The 19026-nt window shown below is 70.6% G+C and carries 16 protein-coding genes; 9 read left to right on the top strand and 7 right to left on the bottom strand.

From position 1 onward, the window contains the following. Nucleotides 1–23: 23 nt before the first annotated feature. Both ACZ4UU_RS20440 and ACZ4UU_RS20435 read left to right on the top strand, forming a co-directional pair. Nucleotides 24–1637: a succinic semialdehyde dehydrogenase gene (locus ACZ4UU_RS20440; protein ID WP_471904815.1), complete on the top strand. Its 1614-nt coding sequence runs from the start codon at nucleotides 24–26 to the stop codon at nucleotides 1635–1637. Between the two features lie 48 nt (nucleotides 1638–1685). Next, complete coding sequence (locus ACZ4UU_RS20435) at nucleotides 1686–3503, top strand: GMC oxidoreductase (protein ID WP_471904814.1); 1818 nt, start codon at nucleotides 1686–1688, stop codon at nucleotides 3501–3503. Nucleotides 3504–3594: 91 nt separating this feature from the next. On the opposite strand, the gene ACZ4UU_RS20430 is transcribed toward ACZ4UU_RS20435, so the two are convergent. Then, a complete protein-coding gene (locus tag ACZ4UU_RS20430; protein WP_471904813.1) occupies nucleotides 3595–4620 on the bottom strand; it encodes an LPXTG cell wall anchor domain-containing protein in 1026 nt (341 codons plus the stop codon). Between the two features lie 252 nt (nucleotides 4621–4872). On the opposite strand from ACZ4UU_RS20430, the gene ACZ4UU_RS20425 reads away from it, so the two are divergent. Then, nucleotides 4873–6042 carry a hypothetical protein gene (locus ACZ4UU_RS20425; RefSeq protein WP_471904812.1) on the top strand — a complete coding sequence of 390 codons (1170 nt, stop codon included), beginning with the start codon at nucleotides 4873–4875 and terminating at the stop codon, nucleotides 6040–6042. A 554-nt stretch (nucleotides 6043–6596) separates the two neighbouring features. Here the strand turns inward: ACZ4UU_RS20425 and ACZ4UU_RS20420 are convergent. Next, on the bottom strand, nucleotides 6597–6884 hold the full coding sequence (locus tag ACZ4UU_RS20420) for a chorismate mutase (RefSeq protein ID WP_471904811.1): 288 nt from the start codon (nucleotides 6882–6884) through the stop codon (nucleotides 6597–6599). A 322-nt stretch (nucleotides 6885–7206) separates the two neighbouring features. Between ACZ4UU_RS20420 and guaA the strand changes: the two genes are divergently transcribed. Continuing rightward, nucleotides 7207–8784 carry a glutamine-hydrolyzing GMP synthase gene (gene guaA / locus ACZ4UU_RS20415; RefSeq protein WP_471904810.1) on the top strand — a complete coding sequence of 526 codons (1578 nt, stop codon included), beginning with the start codon at nucleotides 7207–7209 and terminating at the stop codon, nucleotides 8782–8784. Nucleotides 8785–8829: 45 nt separating this feature from the next. On the opposite strand, the gene ACZ4UU_RS20410 is transcribed toward guaA, so the two are convergent. After that, nucleotides 8830–9303: a pyridoxamine 5'-phosphate oxidase family protein gene (locus ACZ4UU_RS20410; RefSeq protein ID WP_471904809.1), complete on the bottom strand. Its 474-nt coding sequence runs from the start codon at nucleotides 9301–9303 to the stop codon at nucleotides 8830–8832. Between the two features lie 163 nt (nucleotides 9304–9466). On the opposite strand from ACZ4UU_RS20410, the gene ACZ4UU_RS20405 reads away from it, so the two are divergent. Further along, nucleotides 9467–10273 (top strand): class II aldolase/adducin family protein, encoded by an 807-nt coding sequence (locus tag ACZ4UU_RS20405; protein ID WP_471904808.1) that lies wholly within the window; start codon nucleotides 9467–9469, stop codon nucleotides 10271–10273. Between the two features lie 111 nt (nucleotides 10274–10384). Here the strand turns inward: ACZ4UU_RS20405 and ACZ4UU_RS20400 are convergent, their stop codons facing one another. After that, complete coding sequence (locus tag ACZ4UU_RS20400; protein ID WP_471904807.1) at nucleotides 10385–11275, bottom strand: DUF4429 domain-containing protein; 891 nt, start codon at nucleotides 11273–11275, stop codon at nucleotides 10385–10387. 312 nt (nucleotides 11276–11587) lie between these two features. Here ACZ4UU_RS20400 and ACZ4UU_RS20395 point away from each other — a divergent pair, with 312 nt between their 5' ends. Next, complete coding sequence (locus tag ACZ4UU_RS20395) at nucleotides 11588–12868, top strand: hypothetical protein (RefSeq protein ID WP_471904806.1); 1281 nt, start codon at nucleotides 11588–11590, stop codon at nucleotides 12866–12868. A gap of 276 nt (nucleotides 12869–13144) precedes the next feature. Then, a complete protein-coding gene (locus tag ACZ4UU_RS20390; RefSeq protein ID WP_471904805.1) occupies nucleotides 13145–13675 on the top strand; it encodes a DoxX family protein in 531 nt (176 codons plus the stop codon). On the opposite strand, the gene ACZ4UU_RS20385 is transcribed toward ACZ4UU_RS20390, so the two are convergent. Both ACZ4UU_RS20385 and ACZ4UU_RS20380 read right to left on the bottom strand, forming a co-directional pair. Continuing rightward, nucleotides 13666–13893: a hypothetical protein gene (locus ACZ4UU_RS20385; protein WP_471904804.1), complete on the bottom strand. Its 228-nt coding sequence runs from the start codon at nucleotides 13891–13893 to the stop codon at nucleotides 13666–13668. The two genes, ACZ4UU_RS20390 and ACZ4UU_RS20385, sit on opposite strands and share 10 nt — an antisense overlap. Then, entirely contained in the window at nucleotides 13880–15268 is a 1389-nt protein-coding gene (locus ACZ4UU_RS20380) for a PspC domain-containing protein (RefSeq protein ID WP_471904803.1), read from the bottom strand. Before ACZ4UU_RS20380 ends, ACZ4UU_RS20385 begins: the two co-directional genes overlap by 14 nt. A 179-nt stretch (nucleotides 15269–15447) precedes the next feature. Here ACZ4UU_RS20380 and ACZ4UU_RS20375 point away from each other — a divergent pair, with 179 nt between their 5' ends. Then, complete coding sequence (locus tag ACZ4UU_RS20375; RefSeq protein WP_471904802.1) at nucleotides 15448–16737, top strand: ATP-binding protein; 1290 nt, start codon at nucleotides 15448–15450, stop codon at nucleotides 16735–16737. Continuing rightward, entirely contained in the window at nucleotides 16734–17453 is a 720-nt protein-coding gene (locus ACZ4UU_RS20370; RefSeq protein ID WP_471904801.1) for a LuxR C-terminal-related transcriptional regulator, read from the top strand. Before ACZ4UU_RS20375 ends, ACZ4UU_RS20370 begins: the two co-directional genes overlap by 4 nt. Before the next feature lie 33 nt (nucleotides 17454–17486). Here the strand turns inward: ACZ4UU_RS20370 and ACZ4UU_RS20365 are convergent, their stop codons facing one another. Further along, nucleotides 17487–18551, bottom strand: coding sequence for a C40 family peptidase (locus ACZ4UU_RS20365; protein ID WP_471904800.1), 1065 nt, complete (start codon nucleotides 18549–18551; stop codon nucleotides 17487–17489). Nucleotides 18552–19026: the final 475 nt, after the last annotated feature.

The raw sequence follows: 19026 nt of genomic DNA, 5'->3' as shown, positions 1-19026 counted from the left end.
GCCTCCGGCATACCCTGCGCCTCATGACGGACGCGCAGGCCCCGGCCAAGACCGGCACGAACCCCCTCGCCCCCGCTCCGGAGGGCGCCCGTACCGCAGCCGACGTGGTCACCCCCGAGTTGGTGGCCCAGCTCACCAAGGGCGTGGTCGGCTCCGGTCGCACCGCCAACCACACGCCGTTCACCGGCGAGAAGCTGGCCGACCTGCCCGAATCGACGCCCGAGGACGTGCGGCAGGCCTTCGAGGCGGCCCGCCTGGCCCAGGCCGTCTGGGCGCAGGTTCCGGTACGGCAGCGTGCCGCCGTCCTGCTCCGCTTCCACGACCTGCTGCTCGAACGCCAGGCCGAGGTCCTCGACCTCATCCAGCTGGAGACCGGCAAGGCCCGGCTGCACGCCCACGAGGAGGTGCAGGCCGTAGCCGTCGCCGCCCGCCACTACGGCCGTAAGGCCCCCGCCTACCTCAAGGCCAAGCGGCACGCGGGCGCCATGCCCACGCTCACCCGCGTCACCGAACTGCGCCACCCGCGCGGCGTCGTCGGCCAGATCGCCCCCTGGAACTACCCCCTGGAGCTCTCCGTCGGCGACGCGCTTCCGGCGTTCGTCACGGGCAACGCGGTCGTCATGAAGCCGGACACGGAGACCTGCCTGACCGCTCTCTGGGCCCGTGACCTGCTCATAGAGGCCGGTCTGCCCGCCGACGTCTTCCAGGTCGTCCTCGGTGAGGGCCCCGTCGTCGGCCCCGAGGTCGTCCAGCACGCCGACTACGTCTCCTTCACCGGCTCCACCCGCACCGGCCGCCAGGTCGCCCAGGGCGCCGCCGCCCGCCTGGTCGGCGTCTCCCTGGAACTCGGCGGCAAGAACGCCATGCTGGTCCTGGCGGACGCCGACGTCGAGAAGGCCGCCGCGGGCGCCGTCCGCGCCTGCTTCTCCTCCGCCGGCCAGCTCTGCATCTCCATCGAGCGGCTCTACGTCCACGAGTCGATCGCGGACGCCTTCGTCGAGCGCTTCGCCGCCCGCACCAAGGCGATGCGGCTCGGCAAGTCCCTCGCCTACGGCGCCGACATGGGCTCCCTGGTGGGCGAGCGCCAGCTGGAAACGGTGACCCGGCATGTGGAGGAGGCCGTCGCGAAGGGCGCGAAGCTCGTCGCGGGCGGTGTGGCCCGCCCCGACATCGGCCCGTACTTCTTCGAGCCGACCATTCTCGACGGCGTCGGGCCGGAGATGAGCGTCTGCGCCGAGGAGACCTTCGGCCCGGTCGTCTCCATCTACCGTTTCAAGACCGAGGACGAGGCGATCGAGCACGCCAACTCCACGCCGTACGGCCTCAACTCGTCGGTCTGGACGAAGAACGGCAGCCGCGGCCGCGCGGTCGCCGCCCGCCTGCGCACCGGCACGGTGAACGTCAACGAGGGCTACGCCCCCGCGTACGGCAGCGTCCAGTCGCCGATGGGCGGCATGAAGGACTCCGGCCTCGGCCGCCGCCACGGCTCCGAGGGCATCCTCAAGTACACGGAGGCCCAGACGGTCGCCCAGCAGCGGCTGCTGCCGATGGCGCCGTCGCTGGGGATGGACGACGAGAAGTACGCGCAGTTCATGAGCCGCAGCCTCCGGCTGATGAAGGCGTTCCGTTTCCGCTAGAGCCCGGCTTTCGAGCCGCCGCACCACCGCTTTCGACGAGGAGAGCACGTGTCACAGGAGAACTCTGCCCAGAATCAGGACGACGGCTCCGGATACGACTATGACGTCATCGTCGTCGGGTCGGGGTTCGGCGGATCCGTCACGGCGCTCCGCCTGACCGAGAAGGGCTACCGGGTCGGCGTCCTGGAGGCAGGCCGCCGCTGGACCCGCGAGACCCTCCCCAAGAACTCCTGGGACCTCAAGAACTACCTCTGGGCCCCCAAGTTCGGCATGTACGGCATCCAGCGCATCCACCTGCTCGGCAACGTCATGGTCCTCGCGGGCGCCGGCGTCGGCGGCGGCTCCCTCAACTACGCCAACACCCTCTACGTACCGCCGAAGGCCTTCTTCGACGACCCCCAGTGGCGGGACATCACCGACTGGCAGGAGGAGCTGAAGCCGTACTACGACCAGGCCCAGCGCATGCTCGGCGTACGGCTCAACCCGACGATGACCCCGTCCGACGTCCACCTCAAGGCGGCCGCCGAGAAGATGGGCGTCGGCGACAGCTTCCACATGGCGCCGGTCGGCGTCTTCTTCGGCGACGGCAAGGACGCCGAGGGGAAGGCACAGGCCAAGCCCGGCCAGGAGGTCGCCGACCCGTACTTCGGCGGGGCCGGCCCGGCGCGCAGGGCGTGCACGGAGTGCGGTGAGTGCATGACGGGCTGCCGTCACGGCGCGAAGAACACCCTCAACGAGAACTACCTCTACCTCGCCGAGAAGGCGGGCGCGGTGGTCCACCCGATGACGACGGTCGTCTCCATCACCGACGACTCGCAGGGCGGCTACGCGGTGGCGACCCTGCCGACCGACCGCAAGAACCGTACGAAGGACGGTGAGGGCAGGCTGTTCAAGGCCCGCCGAGTGGTGATCGCGGCGGGCACGTACGGCACCCAGACCCTCCTGCACCGGATGAAGGCGGGCGGCCAACTGCCGTACCTCTCCCCGAAACTGGGCGAACTGACCCGCACCAACTCCGAGGCCCTGGTCGGCGCGCAGACCGACAACCGGCGCTACCGCAAGGCGACGGGTGAGCCGAAGGTCGACTTCACGCGCGGGGTCGCCATCACCTCGTCCATCCACCCGGACGAGAACACCCACATCGAGCCGGTCCGCTACGGCAAGGGCTCCAACTCGATGGGCGGCCTGTCGATCCTTCAGGTCCCGTACGCGGAGGGCCGCTCACGTGTCGGATCCTGGCTGGCGAACGCGGCCCGCCACCCCCTGTTGGTCCTGCGCTCCCTCTCCAACCGCCGCTGGTCGGAGCGGACCATCATCGGCCTGGTGATGCAGTCGCTGGACAACTCCCTGACGACGTACCTGAAACAGGACGGCGTGGGCAAGGGCCTGCTGACGGCCCGCCAGGGCCACGGCGCCCCCAACCCCAAGCAGATCAAGGCCGCTTCTCAGGCCGCGTCGGTCATCGCCGCCGACATCAACGGCTTCGCCGGCTCCAACGTCGGCGAACTCATGGGCACCCCCCTCACCGCCCACTTCCTCGGCGGCTGCCCCATCGGAGACTCCCCCGAGACCGGCGTGATCGACCCGTACCACCGGCTGTACGGCCACCCCGGCGTCTCGGTCGTCGACGGAGCGGCGGTCTCGGCCAACCTCGGCGTCAACCCGTCTCTGACGATCACCGCACAGGCCGAACGCGCGATGTCCTACTGGCCCAACAAGGGCGAGGCCGACCCCCGCCCGGCCCAGGGCTCGGCATACGAACGCCTGCAGCCGGTCGAACCGAAGTCCCCGGCGGTCCCGGCGGAGGCCTTCGGCGCGCTGAAGCTGCCGTTCCTGGGGATACCGGCGGTGCCACCCAGGAAGTAGCCCGCTCACCCCGCACAGAACAGGGAAGGACCTGCGCCCCCCTCCGAGCGCAGGTCCTTCCCTGTCTTGCGTAGAGCTGTCCGGCGAGGCCTCAGGCCTCGGCACCCACCTTGCGGCGCTTCATCGCGAACATCACGCCGGCACCGGCGACGATGGCGACACCGCCGATGGTGGCGATGACCGGCAGGTTGGAGTCGGAACCGGTCGAAGCGAGCTCGCCGGTGACCTCCACCTCCTTGACGTCCTTGATCGGCTCCTTGCCACCGGTCTGCGGCTTGGCGTCGGGCGGGTTACCGGCGTCCGAGCCCGCGGCGAGGATGTCGAAGACGTAGACCCAGCCGTTCGGGTCGTCGGCCAGCCAGCAGCCGTCGGCGTCCGAGTACTGCGCGAAGCCGCCGGTGAGTCCGAGGGAGTCAGGCACCTTACCGCTGACCTTCAGGCGCAGCTTGAACGAGGTCGACTGGCCTGCGTCGAGCGCGAAGGAGGTGAACGTCGCACCCTCACCGGCGGCGTCCGCCAGCGTCTCCCAGGAGCCGGAGGCCGTTCTGAAGACCTGGACCGTGACCTGGCCGGAGTAGTCCTCCGCGTCCTCCCAGCCCAACGCGGCGACGCCGATCATCGGCTTGATGTTCTTGATGTCCTCGTCACCGGAGTTGGAGACGTTGAACCTGAAATTGGTCCAGCCGCTGCCGGCGACGATCGTCTCGGGCAGGCCCGACAGGCCGCTGCGCAGGTTCTCGTCGAGGAAGACGGACTCGTCGTCCGCCTCCTCACAGAAGTCGACCTCTTCCGCCGGGGCGCTTTCGCTGGCGCTCGGCGACGGGGAGGCGGACGGGGTCGTGGTCTCTTCGCCCGGAGTCGTCTCCTCTTCGGCCGGGGTGGTCTCTTCCTCGGCGGGGGTGGTCTCTTCCTCGGTCGGGGGAGCCGGGTCCTCGGTGGGCGTTTCCTCGGCCGGGGTGGTCTCCTCTTCGGCCGGAGTCGTCTCGACCGCGGTCGGCGTGCTCTCCGCCGTCGGGGCGGGTGTGTCCGTGGCGAACGCGACCGGCGCCGACAGCAGCGCGATCGGGGCTATGACAGCCGTCGTGGCCGCGGAGGCCAGTGCACGGCGAAGCTTCATGAAGACCTCGAAAGTCCGGAGCGCCACGACATCGCAGCGCACGTGTCAGGGGAGGCCTCCGCGTGTGGGGCGCGGGTGTGGCCCTTGGTTCGCAGGGTTTGATCAGTGACGGCTGTGAATGGTTGTGGCTTCACTAACGAATTTCTTATGTGGGCTGCATCACATCCGATCGGTTCCGGCAGTCCTGAGCGATGTCCGAGGCCTGACGTACGCTCAGCTGCCCTGCAACAGATCGAGAGAGAGCGCACAGGCATGGCCGACAGACCGTCAGAAGGGTCCAGGCCCGGTTCGGACGAGGGAGCCGGCGCGTCCTCGTCGTCCATATCCGACGACGAGTGGAGGAAGTTCGTCGAGGACGCCGGACGGGAATCCGCCTCCGCCCCCAAGGAACCCTCCGCCCGAGCCCGCATGGTCACCGAGCGGCTCCGGCGGCAGGACGCGCGGGGCGAGTTGCCACCGGGCTGGCGTACCGGGCCCGCCCGGCAGGAGATGGACGGGCGGGCCGCCCGGCGCCGTCGACGGTGGGCGATCGTCGGCGTGCCGCTCGCCGTGGCCGTCGCCCTCGTGGCGATACGGCCCTCGCTGATACCCGGCGACCCGTTCGGCACGAGCGCCTCGTCCCCGCAGGGCGTGGCCGCGTCGCCGCTCCCGGCGGAGACCGCCGCCCCGACGGCCGCGCCCGCAGCCGCCGATCCCGCCGTCCCCACCGTGGCCCGGCCGTTCGCCGGTTCGCCGGCCGAGCGCTGGGCCGACGGTGAGGCGGGCATCGTGCTGCCCAAGGCCACCCCGATCGCCACCCTGTCCAAGGCGCAGGTGGAGCAGGCGCTGAAGCAGACCAGAAAGCTCCTGGTCGACGCCAACCTCGACCCGGCCACGCTCCGCGGCGAACGTCCGGAAACCGCCCTCGGCGTCATCGAGCCCCGTCAGACGGAACTGCTCGACCTGCTGACCACCGCGCTGCGCAAGCCGGACAAGGACCACGACCCGCTGTCGATGTTCACGCGCTTCGACCCCGACGAGGTGCTGCTCGCCGGGGACGTCGTCAAGACGCGCGGGCACATGACGGTCAAGGCGGGTGAGCGCGCCTCCGTCGCGGTGCACGCCGACTACACCTTCGTCTACCCGCTCGTCCGTGAGGGCTCGACGGAGGTGGCCCGTACCATCATCCGCCGGGTCGTCGACGTCGAGCTCTCCGACCCGACCAGGTACCAGGTCACTCCGGGGAGGATCGCCGTAGTGCGCTACGACCAGGAGATCGGCAACTCGGCCTGCGAGGTGTACGACGGTTACCTGCATCCGCAGTTCGACTCGGCGGCACCCACCGGGGCACCCCCCACCGGCCCGACGACGGACCCGTACGACCGCAGCCGGGACCTCGACGCGGACCGCGCGGAGGGATGCGGCACCGTCTCCCGCACCTGACCCGAGAGGCGACGGCATGAGAAGGGCCCCGCGGGACGGAGCCGCGGGGCCCTTCTTTCGTCAGCACCGACGTCAGGGCAGCGTCGGTGCCTGGAGAGCGGCGCCGGGGGGTGCGCCGCTGGTGTTGGTCCATCAGTGGTCCCGACCTCTGGCAGTGCCGCGGTGGACGGCTGCGCACTGCGCTGCGGGACGGCGAGCTTCTTACGCATCGTGCTGGACGGATACGGGTACCGCAACCGCTCGACCCTGTCCTGTACTCCGTCCCGGGTCTCGCATCCTGTCGCCCCTCCCCGCCGGTCGGCCCCGGGCGTCCCCGGAGCCGACCTTCTCTTGAGTGACCGGGCTGCTGTCCCCTGCCGTCCGGTCACTTTCCTGGAGCGAGGTCCCACGGCGTACGACACGATCCGTACGCCTCATCGCCCCAGCGAGCCACGCGTGGTTCTTTCGGGCCCGCCCCTGGCTGGCACGGACACCGGTACCAACGAAGGGGTCGGGGAGGCGTCACGCTCCGTACGGGTGAGACGGGTGCGTACGTCTGTCCCCGGAACGTGGATTCAGATCCGGCCGCGGCACAGTTCCAGCAGCGTCATCGCCAGCGAGGTGCCCGGCTTGCCCAGCGCCTCGCTGTAGTGGTTGAGGATCTCCATCTCGCGGGAGAGGTTCACGCGTCGGCCGCCCGAGGTGATCCGTGCCTCCTGGATCACCGCCGAGACGGCCATGCGTTCCTGGATCAGGCCGATGATCCGGTCGTCGAGTGCGTCGATGCGTTCCCGGGCGCCGGTGATCACGCCGGCGGCCTCGGTGGTGTGCGCGCCGGTCTTCTCCGCTGCGGTGGTGGTCATCTCGGGGGCTCCTAGCTGGATGGGTTCGGTGCCCCGGAGCGGCAGGATCCGGAAAACGCCAGGCGCCCCGGACCTTGTCGGCCCGGGGCGCCTGGGAAGTCGCTTGTCAGTTGCTCAAGCAGCACGACCATGGCAGCCGGTGGGCCGGTTGCCATAGATAAAGAGGAAGGTCTGGTGCGTGAGCATGGCGTCAGTATGCCGTGCCGCCGACGGGCGTCCAAGAGGGTTCGCATCGTGAGACGGGCTTCGGCCCCGGAGGGGCTCCGCCGAGCCCGGTAGACTCGGCCTCACACACACCTCGCTCACCGCCGGAAGGCAACCCGTGTCATCAGCGAACCCCGCCGCCGCCACCGACACCGTCCTGGTCGTCGACTTCGGTGCGCAGTACGCCCAGCTCATCGCCCGTCGCGTCCGCGAGGCCCGGGTCTACAGCGAGATCGTGCCGAGCACCATGCCGGTCGCCGAGATGCTCGCCAAGAACCCGGCGGCGATCATCCTCTCCGGCGGCCCCTCGTCCGTGTACGAGGAGGGCGCCCCCCGTATCGACCGCGCGCTCTTCGAGGCCGGCGTCCCCGTCTTCGGCATGTGCTACGGCTTCCAGCTGATGGCGCAGAGCCTGGGCGGCACGGTCGACAACACCGGTGCGCGTGAGTACGGCCGTACGGATCTCCATGTCTCGAAGTCGTCCTCCACCCTCTTCGAGGGCACCCCGGCGGAGCAGCATGTGTGGATGTCGCACGGCGACGCCTGTTCCGCCGCCCCCGAGGGCTTCTCCGTGACGGCCTCCACGGACGTCGTCCCGGTCGCCGCCTTCGAGAACGACGAGCAGAAGCTCTACGGCGTCCAGTACCACCCCGAGGTCATGCACTCCACGCACGGCCAGCAGGTGCTGGAGCACTTCCTGTACCGCGGCGCGGGCCTGAAGCCGGACTGGACCACCGGCAACGTCATCGACGAGCAGGTCGCCGCCATCCGCGAGCAGGTCGGCGACAAGCGCGCCATCTGCGGTCTGTCCGGCGGCGTGGACTCCGCCGTGGCCGCCGCGCTGGTCCAGAAGGCCATCGGCTCCCAGCTGACCTGCGTGTACGTCGACCACGGCCTGATGCGCAAGGGCGAGACCGAGCAGGTCGAGAAGGACTTCGTGGCCGCGACCGGCGTCCAGCTGAAGGTCGTGGACGCGGAGGAGCGGTTCCTCAAGGCGCTCGCCGGGGTCTCCGACCCGGAGGAGAAGCGGAAGATCATCGGCCGCGAGTTCATCCGGGTCTTCGAGCAGGCCCAGGCCGAGATCATCGCGGACGAGGGTCCGGCCGTGGAGTTCCTCGTCCAGGGCACCCTCTACCCCGACGTGGTCGAGTCCGGTGGCGGCACCGGCACCGCCAACATCAAGTCCCACCACAACGTGGGCGGGCTGCCGGAGGACCTCGAGTTCAAGCTGATCGAGCCGCTGCGCAAGCTGTTCAAGGACGAGGTCCGGATGGTCGGCCAGGAGCTCGGGCTGCCGGAGGAGATCGTCCAGCGCCAGCCCTTCCCGGGCCCCGGCCTCGGCATCCGCATCGTCGGCGAGGTGACCAAGGAGCGGCTCGACCTGCTCCGCGAGGCCGACGCCATCGCCCGCGAGGAGCTCACGGCCGCCGGCCTCGACCGCGACATCTGGCAGTGCCCGGTGGTCCTGCTCGCCGACGTCCGCAGCGTGGGCGTACAGGGTGACGGGCGGACGTACGGCCACCCGATCGTCCTGCGGCCGGTCTCCTCCGAGGACGCGATGACGGCCGACTGGTCGCGACTGCCGTACGACGTCCTGGCGAAGATCTCGACGCGGATCACCAACGAGGTGCGGGACGTCAACCGGGTCGTCCTCGACGTGACCTCGAAGCCGCCGGGCACCATCGAGTGGGAGTAGGCCCTTCAGAGCCCTTCCGGTGAAGGGCTCTGGCTGTGAAGGGGCTCAGCTGCGCTTGATCGTGCGCAACGGCTCGCCGGGCTTCCACACCTGGACGACCAGGTACTTGTCGTCCTCGACGTAGGTCCGCACGACCTCCGTCAGCTCGGTACGAAAGAGGTGGAACGGCTCCGGCGGTTCCACCTCTTCGCCGTACGCGGCCTTCTGCGCCGGGTCCTCGACCTCGATCGCCCGCCCGGAGATCCGTACGTCACCGCCGCCCATGGACTGCCCCTCCCCGGGGTTCGCCTGGAGCGCGAAGCGCGGGTCGCGGCGCAGGTCGAGGGCCTTGAGCGAGTCCGGCATCATGCCGAGCCACAGCTCGCCGTTCAGGAAGCGCACCTCCAGGCCGGTGGTGCGGGGCGAGCCGTCCTTGCGGAGAGTGGCGAGGACGTGGTGGGTGAAGGCGCCGAAGCGTTCCTCGGCGGTGCGGGCGAGATCGGGTTCGGCCTCGGTGAAGGTGGCCCAGTTCGCTGTCATACGGTGAGTGTCGCGTCGATATCCGACATCCGCTGTCTGGTTTCCCGGGCGGGGGAGGCTACGATCCCGGTCCTCGGGGCGGGATCTTTACAGAACATCTCTGTTCTCCTGCGCTGACCGACGGTAACTTCCGCCCCGTAAGCAACCCAGTGCGGGAGGACACATGCACGGGACGCCCCTCGGGCCCACTCCGCCCTCGCCGCTGCCGACCGAACGGTTGCAGTTCGCGATGCCGCCCATGCACGACTCCGTCGAGGACGAGCGCCGGCACCGCAAGGAACGGCTCGCGGGCGCCCTGCGGATCTTCGGGCGGCTCGGCTTCGAGGACGGGGTCTCCGGGCACATCACCGCGCGCGATCCCGAGTTCAGCGACTGCTTCTGGGTGAACCCGTTCGGGATGCCGTTCAAGCACGTCACCGTGAGCGACCTGGTCCTCGCCAACTCCGAGGGGCAGGTGATCGAGGGGCGGTACCACGTCAACCAGGCCGCGTTCACCGTGCACTCCCAGGTCCACGCCGCCCGCCCGGACGTCGTCGCCGTCGCCCACTGCCACTCGGTGCACGGGCGGGCGCTCGCGGCGCTGGGGGAACTGCTGGACCCGATCACCCAGGAGAGCTGCGCCTTCTACGAGGACCACGCGCTCTACGACGCCTACTCGGGCGTGGCCGTCGACGCCCTGGAGGGCCGCCGGATCGCCACCGCGCTCGGCTCCCGCAAGGCCCTCGTCCTGCGCAACCACGGCCTGCTGACCGTCGGCGACTCGGTGGACGCGGCGGCCTGGTGGTTCCTGTCGATGGAACGGTCCAGCCAGGTCCAGCTGACGGCCCGGGCGGCGGGGCGTCCCGTGCTCATCGAACACCGGCAGGCCGTGGCCACGCGGGAGCAGCTGGGCGGGGACCTGGTCGCGTGGATCAACTATCAGCCGCTGTGGCAGGACGTGAGCCGGAGCGAGCCGGATCTGTTGAGCTGACGGAGGGGAGGGCCGGGGGCCGTAGCCCTGGCCGAGGTCGGAAGCCGCGGCCGAGGTCCGGAAGTCGCGGGTGAGGTCAGAAGCCCCGGTCTGAGTCAGAAGCCCGCCGGGTCAGAAGGCTCGCAGGACCACCGCCTTCGTCATCGCGAACTCCTCGTCCGTGAGGACGCCGTCCCGGTGCAGCTCGCCCAACTCCCGCAGCCTGCGCAGGAGTACGTCGTGATGGTCGGCGGCCTGGCGTGGCGGGACGGACGCCGTCAGCCGGGCGCGGTCGGTGGAGTCGATGCCGGGGTGGGTGGACGGGTGCGGCAGGCGGGCGGTGACCGCGGTGGCCACCAGCGCGGTGAGCAGGTCGCGGCGGACGCTGCCCCACAGGTCGAGGGCGTACGGGTCCTTCTCGGGCGGCAGTTCGGAGAACACCGTCTCCCGGGTCACGAAGCGCAGGAAACCGTCCTCCTGGCCGGAGTTGGGCAGCCACTCCACCTGGGCGAGGTCGCCCACGTGGATGATTCGCGGGCCCGTCGCCCGTTTGACCCGGTCGGAGGTGTCGGACCAGTCGATGCGTACCTGGCTGCCGTCGAAGGAGACCGTGCCGTCGGAGGACCGGACGGAGACCGGGACCGGTGGGCCGGGCAGGAGATAGGTCCTGGTCGGATCCTTGGGGATCTGGTCCAGCAGCAGCGCGTGGCGGATCTCCTCGGCGACGTACTCGGCGACCCCGGCCCGGTCGACGTCCACCGTCAGCCGGTACGGATCCGCCGTGTCGGGCAGCCGCCCGCCGGTCGCCTGGAGCAGCGGGTCGGCGCCCTCACGCAGCCGCATCCGCAGCCGTCCGCGTTTGCGTTCGGGCTCGAAGACGATGCTCGCGACGGCTTCGAGGGGCACGGCGATCTCTCCGTAGGTCTGCCGGAACAGCGGCACGGAGCGATGGAGTCCCGGCGTGATCCGGACCGTCGTGCCGTCGAAGGCCCAGGTCCCGTCGCGCTGGATGATCTCGGCCATAGGGGAATTCTCGCAGCCGGGTCAACACGGAGGGCCCGCTCATCACCCGGGCCGGACGGGCGTGCCGGGCGGGTTGTGCCTGGTCGTGCCTGGACTACGGCACAATTCGCTGTTGCCGTACGTGAGTTGGCGGTGTCAGTGGTCGGTGGTACTGCCGGGGCCGGTATCGGCGGTGGCCGGTATCTGAGATCGGGCTGCCGATCGTGGGGCTGTGGGGCTATAAGGCCATGAGGTCATGGGCCATGAGGTCATGAGGTCATAGGCCAATGGGGCACTAGGACATGAGGGTTTCCGGGAAGGCGGGCGTCGGTCGTGGCGGTGCAGGAGGCTGGGCAGGGCAGCGCGGCGGTGGGCGCGCACGGGGGTGGCTGCACCTGTGGGGGCTGTCCGCACGGGGCGCGGGCGGGGCACCGGCGCGCGGTCGCTGAATTCCTGCTGAAACGGGACGAATTCGCGGCCGGTCAAGGACTCCCGGCCGCGGTGGCCCACTCGGCCTCGGCCTCCCGGCAATGGGTCTCCGAGGAGCTGACACAGTCGGCGGAACTCGTCGCCGAGCGCGGGCGCGCCGAGGGGGAGGCGTGGCTGGCGCGGCTGTGGTCGCGCACGACGTTCGTCGTCTGGGGCCTCGTCGTCGCGCTGCTGCTGGTGCAGGCGCTCACGGCCATCGGCGCGGGGTGGACGTCGGCGCGTACGGCCGGGCTGCTTGCCGCGCTGGTGACGGCCGGGGCACTCACGGCCGCGTCGTGGTTCCACCGCGCGCGCGGTGGGGCGCTGGCTCCGGTCATCGGTGAGGACAACCGGCTGTCCACGTCGCGTGCGGTGGCCGCGGCCTGGGTGCTGTTCGTGGCCTACGCCGTGCTGGTGCTGGTGGGGCGGCTCGCGGCGGCGTCCGGGCACCCCGAGCGTGACGCGTTGATCGCCGGTCTCGAACTCGGGCGCGGTGCCGGTGTCGTGACCGTGCTCGCCGTGGTCTGTGCCATCGCGGTGCTGGTGCGGCGGGTCGTCGGGGTGCGAGTGCTCGGGCAGCGCCTCCAGAAGGTACGGGCTCATCGGCCTCGGGCGGCGGATCTGCTGACCGACGACGCGGGGCGGGGCACGTTCGCGGACATCCAGTACGTCGTGATCAGTGGGGTGGCGCTGCTGTTCGCGGCGGTGCGGCTGGCTCGACGGCCGGATCAGCTGCCCGATCTGCCGTGGGGGCTGGCGGTGGTGGTGCTGGTCTCCGCGGCGACATATCTGGCCGGGAAGTACGCCGAAGGCGGTCGGCCGGTGATCCTCTCGGTGGTGCGGGCTCGGGAGGCCGGCGACCTGGACGCCCCCATCCGTACGGGTGACGACATCGAGATCCGGGGGGCTGGGTTCGTCCCGCCGGGGGCGCAGGGGGCGGACCGGTTGTCGCGGATGGTGGTGCGGATCGGGGCCGTGCATGTGCGGGTGCCCCTGGTGCCGGTGAACGGCGGGTTCAGCAATCCGACGGACGCGGTGCTCACGGTGCCGGTGCCGGCTGATGTTGAGCCGGGGCGGGTGGAGGTGCAGGTGGTCAGTGCTGTGGGGGTGGAGACCAATCGGTACGCGATTGATGTGACCGAGTGACGGTTGCCTCCGGCGGTTGGGCCGGGATGCCTGCGGCGGCCCTCTGGTGTTCGGCGGGGTGCGCGTAGCGCCTGGGCGTGCGTTGTGGGTCGGGGCCGTGCCGGGGGGTGCGGGCGGGTGGGGCTTCTCGCCTGGCGGTTATTGGCCTCCGCGGGGTTTCCCTTGGGCGGGGGTGGTCGGAGAATACGGGGCTGGGACAGGTGAGCGGCGCGGGCGCTGCGTACGTATCGTCTGTTGAGGGGTCACGGCACGGCGGGCGAGAGGCGGCTACGGGCGATGACTCACGGTATGCATTCGGACACGCGCACCCCTTATCTCGATGGCGACCGGAACTGGCGGGACACGGCTTCCCGGTACGCGTTGCTTCCGTTGCGCGTCTTTCTGGGCGTCACCTTCATTTATGCCGGGCTGGACAAACTCACCGACAGTGCCTTCATGAAGGACTCCGGTGCGGGGTCGGTCGGCGACATGATGCGTGCCGTTCGTGACTCCTCGGCCATTCCGGCCATGGTGGACATGGCTCTGGAAAGTCCCGTCGGGTTTGGCTACACCATCGCCTTCGGTGAGCTGGCCGTCGGTATCGGGACGTTGATCGGGCTGTTCGCCCGACTGGCGGCGCTCGGTGGGGCGCTCATTTCGCTGAGTCTGTGGTTGACGGTGAGCTGGGCCTCCGATCCTTACTACTACGGCAATGACCTGGCTTATCTCATGGCCTGGCTGCCTCTTGTACTGGCGGGCGCCCCCATGTTGTCCGTGGATGCGGCGCTGCGTGGGCGGCGACGACAGCGGGCCGGCGGTTATCGGTAGTCGGCGGGGGGTCGGGGATCCGCTGCGCTGCGCTTGCGTATTCCTCGGGTCAGCACCCCTACCGCGCCTGCCAGGCAGAGGCCGCCTATGACCAGGGGGATCACCACGAACCAGGGTGTCTCCCAGGCGCTGCCCGCGTCTCCTGCGTAGACGATGCCCGTGACGGTCAGGAACGTGCCGGCGACCAGCCTGCCCGGCTGGAACTCATGACGTAGCACGGCTCACCTCCGCCTGTCCCACGCCTACGCTCAGATCGAGGTCCAGTGTGCCCGCCTCCTCGGTGCCCGTGGGCGGTGTCAGCGTCAGCTCCTTGTGTTTGCCCGGTGCCACGTCCACGTCCTGCTGGTCGTCGCCCGGCAGCTGGATGTCGCCCACCCCTACGTCGATGCTCAGCTGCACGGTCACGTCCTTGGGGACGATCACCTTCAGCCGGCCCACGCCTACGTCGGCTCTGGTGGTCAATGTCCTGTCCTCGGCGATGGTCAGGCGGGTCAGGTCAAGGGTGCCGACGCCCGTGCCGAGGTCGTACTGCTGCTGTACGTCCGCCACGGCCGCCGGTCGCCAGTTCCGCTCGACCCAGTGGGTGCTGATGTCCTTGGGCAGTGCAGCCGAGGCGGCCAGCAGGCCCGCGGTGACGATCGCCAGGAATATGGAGCCCGCTCCTGTGCGGCCCAGGAACGCGCTGACGGCTATGCCCAGGCCGAGGACGAGCAGCGCGCAGGCCAGGCCGGTCTGGAGGCTGGTGCCGAGGGCGTGGTCCTCCCAGGTCGCGCCGGTGCCGAGGGCGCCTGCCAGGAGGGCCAGCAGGAACACCCAGCCGCCGATCCAGCGGGGGCCGCGCGGCTTCAGCTGGGGGCGTCGGGTGCGTATGTCCCCGCGGCTGATCCAGGTGCCGAGGCCGATGTTGACCGCCGCCGAGATGTCGCGGTCGTGGGGGTCGCGAGGGCCCCAGAGATAGCCGGTGCCGCCCTCGTGGGTGCCGTCCTTGACGATGGGGTCGCGCCACCAGGAGGGGTAGGCGGTGGGGACCGGTGGGGCCTGGGCCTCCGGCGGGGCGTCGGCGACGGCCTGGGCGGCGAGCGGGTCGGGGTCGGGGGTGCCGCGGTGCCGGGACCAGTAGCCGGCGCCCGCCACGAGGAGGGAGAGGACAACAGCGAAGGCCAGCACACCGCCGTTCCTCAGCAGCGTCAGGAACACGCCGCAGCCGACCAGTGCGAACAGCACGGCTGTCAGCGCCTGGCCGTCGACGCGGCCGGTCAGCAACTTGCGCACCTCGTTCTCGTCCTCGTCGTCGTACGGGACGAAGAGCCAGGCGAAGCCGTAGAAGAGGAGGCCTATGCCACCGGTCGCGGAGAGTACGGCGAGGATGATCCGGAAGATCACCGGGTCCATGTCGCACTGCCGCCCGAGCCCGGCGCACACACCGGCCAGCATCTTGTGCCGACGGTCGCGCCGGAACTTGTGCGGCGGGTCGAGTGCCTCCGCTGCCACGCCCGCTTGCTCGGACGCGGCTGCCGGGCCGGACGTGGTGCCCGCGGTGGGCACGGCGTCCGGCTCGGGCACGGAGTCCGCGGCGGGCTGGTGATCTGTCATGTGTCCATGGTGACGGGCGGGTCGGTTCTGCGGGAGTCGGAATGACCCTGGTCGGACCCTGATATCGGCCCTGAGGAGGGGGCGGGGGAAGTGTTCGACGCGACGGATGTCGAAGATCAGGGGAGTATCGGGGGTCGACCCTGATGCCCTGGTGCTCCGACCGTGTGAACATCGATGGCATGCCGGAAGCCGCAGCAGCGCCACTCGTCGAACCGCGGCCGCCGCGCAAGCTCTACCGCAGCAGCGACGGACGCTGGCTCGGGGGCGTGGCGCGGGGGCTCGCCGGGCATCTCGGCCTGCCCGTGATCTGGGTGCGACTCGTCTTCGTCGGCCTGTTCATGGCGGACGGCCTGGGTGCGCTGCTGTATGCCGCGTTCTGGTTCTTCGTGCCGCTCGGCGTCGGCGGCGTCGGCGCGCAGCGGCCGTCCCCTTTCGCCACCGAGACCGCTCCCGACGGCCGACGCAGACTCGTCGCCCGCAAGCCGGACAAGGGGCAGATCGTCGCGCTGCTCCTCATGGTCGTGGTGGCGATGGTCTTCGTCGGCAGCGTGGACCTGGGCAGTGGCGCCAAGGCCTACCTCCTGCCCGCCGTGCTCGTCGGCGCGGGCGTCGCCCTGGTCTGGCGCCAGGCGGACAACTCCCGGCGGGCCCGCTGGATGGAGGTCGGCCGGCGTCGGCGCACCCTCACCCTGCTGCGTGCCGCGGGCGGCGTCGTGCTGGTCACGGCCGGGGTCTCCGGCATCTTCGTCCTCCAGGGCTCCGCCGCCCACCTCGGCTCCGTCCTCCAGGCGGCCCTGGCGGTCCTCGTCGGTATAACGCTCCTCGCGGGCCCGTATCTGGTCCGGATGACGCAGGACCTGTCCGAGGAACGACTGATGCGCATCCGCGCCCAGGAGCGCGCCGAAGTCGCCGCGCATGTCCACGACTCGGTGCTGCACACCCTGACCCTGATCCAGCGCAACGCGGAGAACGCGAACGAGGTCCGCCGCCTCGCCCGCGCCCAGGAGCGCGACCTGCGCACCTGGCTCTACAAACCCGAGGGCACCGGCAAGGACGAGGAGGACGAACCCACCAACCTCGCCGACGCCGTCCGGCGCAACGCCGCCGAGATCGAGGACAAGCACGGCGTCCCCATAGAGGTCGTGGTCGTCGGCGACTGCCCGCTCGACGAGAGAATCGGTGCGCAGATGCAGGCCGCGCGCGAGGCGATGGTGAATGCCGCGAAGTACGGTGGCGAGGGCGGCGCCGTGCAGGTCTACGCCGAGGTGGAGGGAAAGACCGTCTTCGTGTCCGTCCGGGACCGCGGTCCGGGCTTCGACCTCGACTCGATACCCGCCGACCGCATGGGTGTCAGAGAATCGATCATCGGCCGTATGGAGCGCAACGGCGGTACCGCCCGGCTCCGGGCGGTGCCCGACGGCGGTACGGAGGTCGAGCTGGAGATGGAGAGGGCGGAGAAGACGTCATGAGTGACCCGACCGAGGCGAACGAGCCTGTGGAGTCGACCGGCGAAAGCGCGGTCGAGCGGCATGTGCGCGTGGTCCTCGTCGACGACCACCGCATGTTCCGTACCGGAGTCCAGGCCGAGATCGGCCGGACCGAGCAGACCGGCGTCGAGGTCGTCGGGGAGGCCGACGACGTCGACCAGGCGGTCACGGTCATCACCGCGACACGGCCCGAGGTCGTCCTCCTCGATGTGCACCTCCCGGGTGGCGGCGGAGTCGAAGTCCTGCGCCGCTGCGCCCCGTTGATGGCGGACGCCGAGCAGCCCGTCCGCTTCCTCGCCCTGTCCGTCTCGGACGCGGCGGAGGACGTGATCGGGGTGATCCGGGGTGGTGCGCGCGGCTATGTGACGAAGACGATCACCGGCACCGACCTGGTCGACTCCATCTTCCGGGTCCAGGACGGCGACGCCGTGTTCTCGCCTCGCCTGGCCGGGTTCGTCCTGGACGCCTTCGCCTCGACGGACGCGCCGCCGGTCGACGAGGACCTCGACCGGCTCACCCAGCGCGAGCGGGAGGTGCTGCGGCTGATCGCGCGGGGGTACGCGTACAAGGAGATCGCCAAGCAGTTGTTCATCTCCGTCAAGACGGTCGAGTCGCATGTGTCGGCGGTGCTGCGCAAGCTCCAGTTGTCGAATCGGCATGAGCTGACTCGGTGGGCTACGGCGCGGCGTCTGGTGTGAGATTCGCCCCGGTGCACCGGGGCGCCGGCTCGGTCACGCGACCCGTGTGGCCCCCGCGAACGGCATCTCGTCCAGCGGGGCCACCCGGACCGGGGCCGAGGGGTTCGGGGCGTGGATCATCTGGCCGTTGCCGATGTAGAGGCCCACGTGGCTGATACCTGAGTAGAAGAACACCAGGTCGCCCGGGAGCAGTTCGGAGCGGGAGACGCGGCGGCCGGCGTCGATCTGCGCGTAGGTCGTGCGGGGGAGGGAGAGACCGGCCGAGCGGTAGGCGGCCTGGGTGAGGCCGGAGCAGTCGAAGGCGTCGGGGCCGGTCGCGCCCCAGACGTAGGGGCTGCCGAGCTTGGAGTATGCGTACGAAACGGCTGCCGCCGCACGGGCGTTGGGGGCCTGGGCCGTGGCCGAGCCGGGGGCCGTCAGGGCGTCGCGGGTGCCGGTCGAGGAGCGGGCGGCGCGGTCCGTGCCGTTCGTCTGGAGCCGGGCGCGCTCCTCGGCGGTCAGCCGGGCGAGCAGGGTGCGGGCGGTGTCCAGCTTGCCGTTGATCGTCCTGCTGTGGCGTTGCAGTTCCGCCTGGCGGGACTTGAGCGAGGTCAGTTCGATGTGGGCGGCCCCGCGCAACTGCTCGATCTCGCGCAGTTGGCTGCGGACGCTCGCGACGGAGGCCGCCTGACGGTTGCCGGCGCGTTCGGCGAACTCCGCGCCGTCGAGGTAGCGGTCGGGGTCGCCGGAGAGGGCGAGTCGGAGGGCCGGGTCGAGGCCGCCGTCGCGGTACTGCGCCGCGGCCAGCGAACCGAGCCTCTCCCGTGCCGAGTTGAGGCTCTCCGTCTTGCGGGCGGCCTCGTCCTGAAGTGTCCTGATCCGCTGCTCGGCCGCGTTCGCCTGCTCCTTCGCGCCGTTGTACTTCTCGGTCGCGACCTCCGCCTCCTGGTACAGCTTGTCCACCTTCGCCTTCACCTGCGCCGGAGTCAGCTGCGGCTCGGCATGTCCCGTCCCGTCGAAGCCCGTCGCCGTCGCCGCGCCCGCCAGGGCGATCGTCCATGCCGTGCGGGCCGTACTGCCGCCGGCCGAGCGCTGACGGGGCTTTCGGTGTGCTGCCACGTGGACTTGCACGTCCTTTCGTACGACCGCCTCGTCCCGTACGTCCGCCAGGGCGGTGGCCGTACGACCGTCCCCGGCGGGAGCGGTCCGCCCCGGGGGGAGCGGCGGGCGTACGAGCGCCTGGGGGTGCGGACGTACGGCCGCCCGGGGGCGGGTCACGCGTCCGGCGGCGGCCTGCACAGGGGGAGCGGGCCGCCGCCGGACTTTCTCGGCGGTGGTGTCCGACTGCCGCCCCTGGCCCGGGCGGCGGTGGGGAGCCGGTCACCTGGTGGAGGACGCTAAACCTCTGTGTGTCGGTCCGGTAACGCGTTGTGCGGAAGTGCCGGGAGCAGACCGGGGGATGACCGTAAGTGAGCGTGATCCCGGGTTGGGGGCGTCGTGTTCACGCTGTGTGCTGACCGATGTGGCGGAAGCGGGGGCGGGGCGGGGGCGTCGGATGCTATGGGCGCATATATGCATGATCGAGAAGGATGGC

The sequence above is a fragment of the Streptomyces sp. NPDC028907 genome (assembly GCF_055564995.1).
The sequence above is the reverse complement of the archived record's forward strand: the minus strand, read 5'-3'. Positions and strand labels throughout refer to the sequence as shown.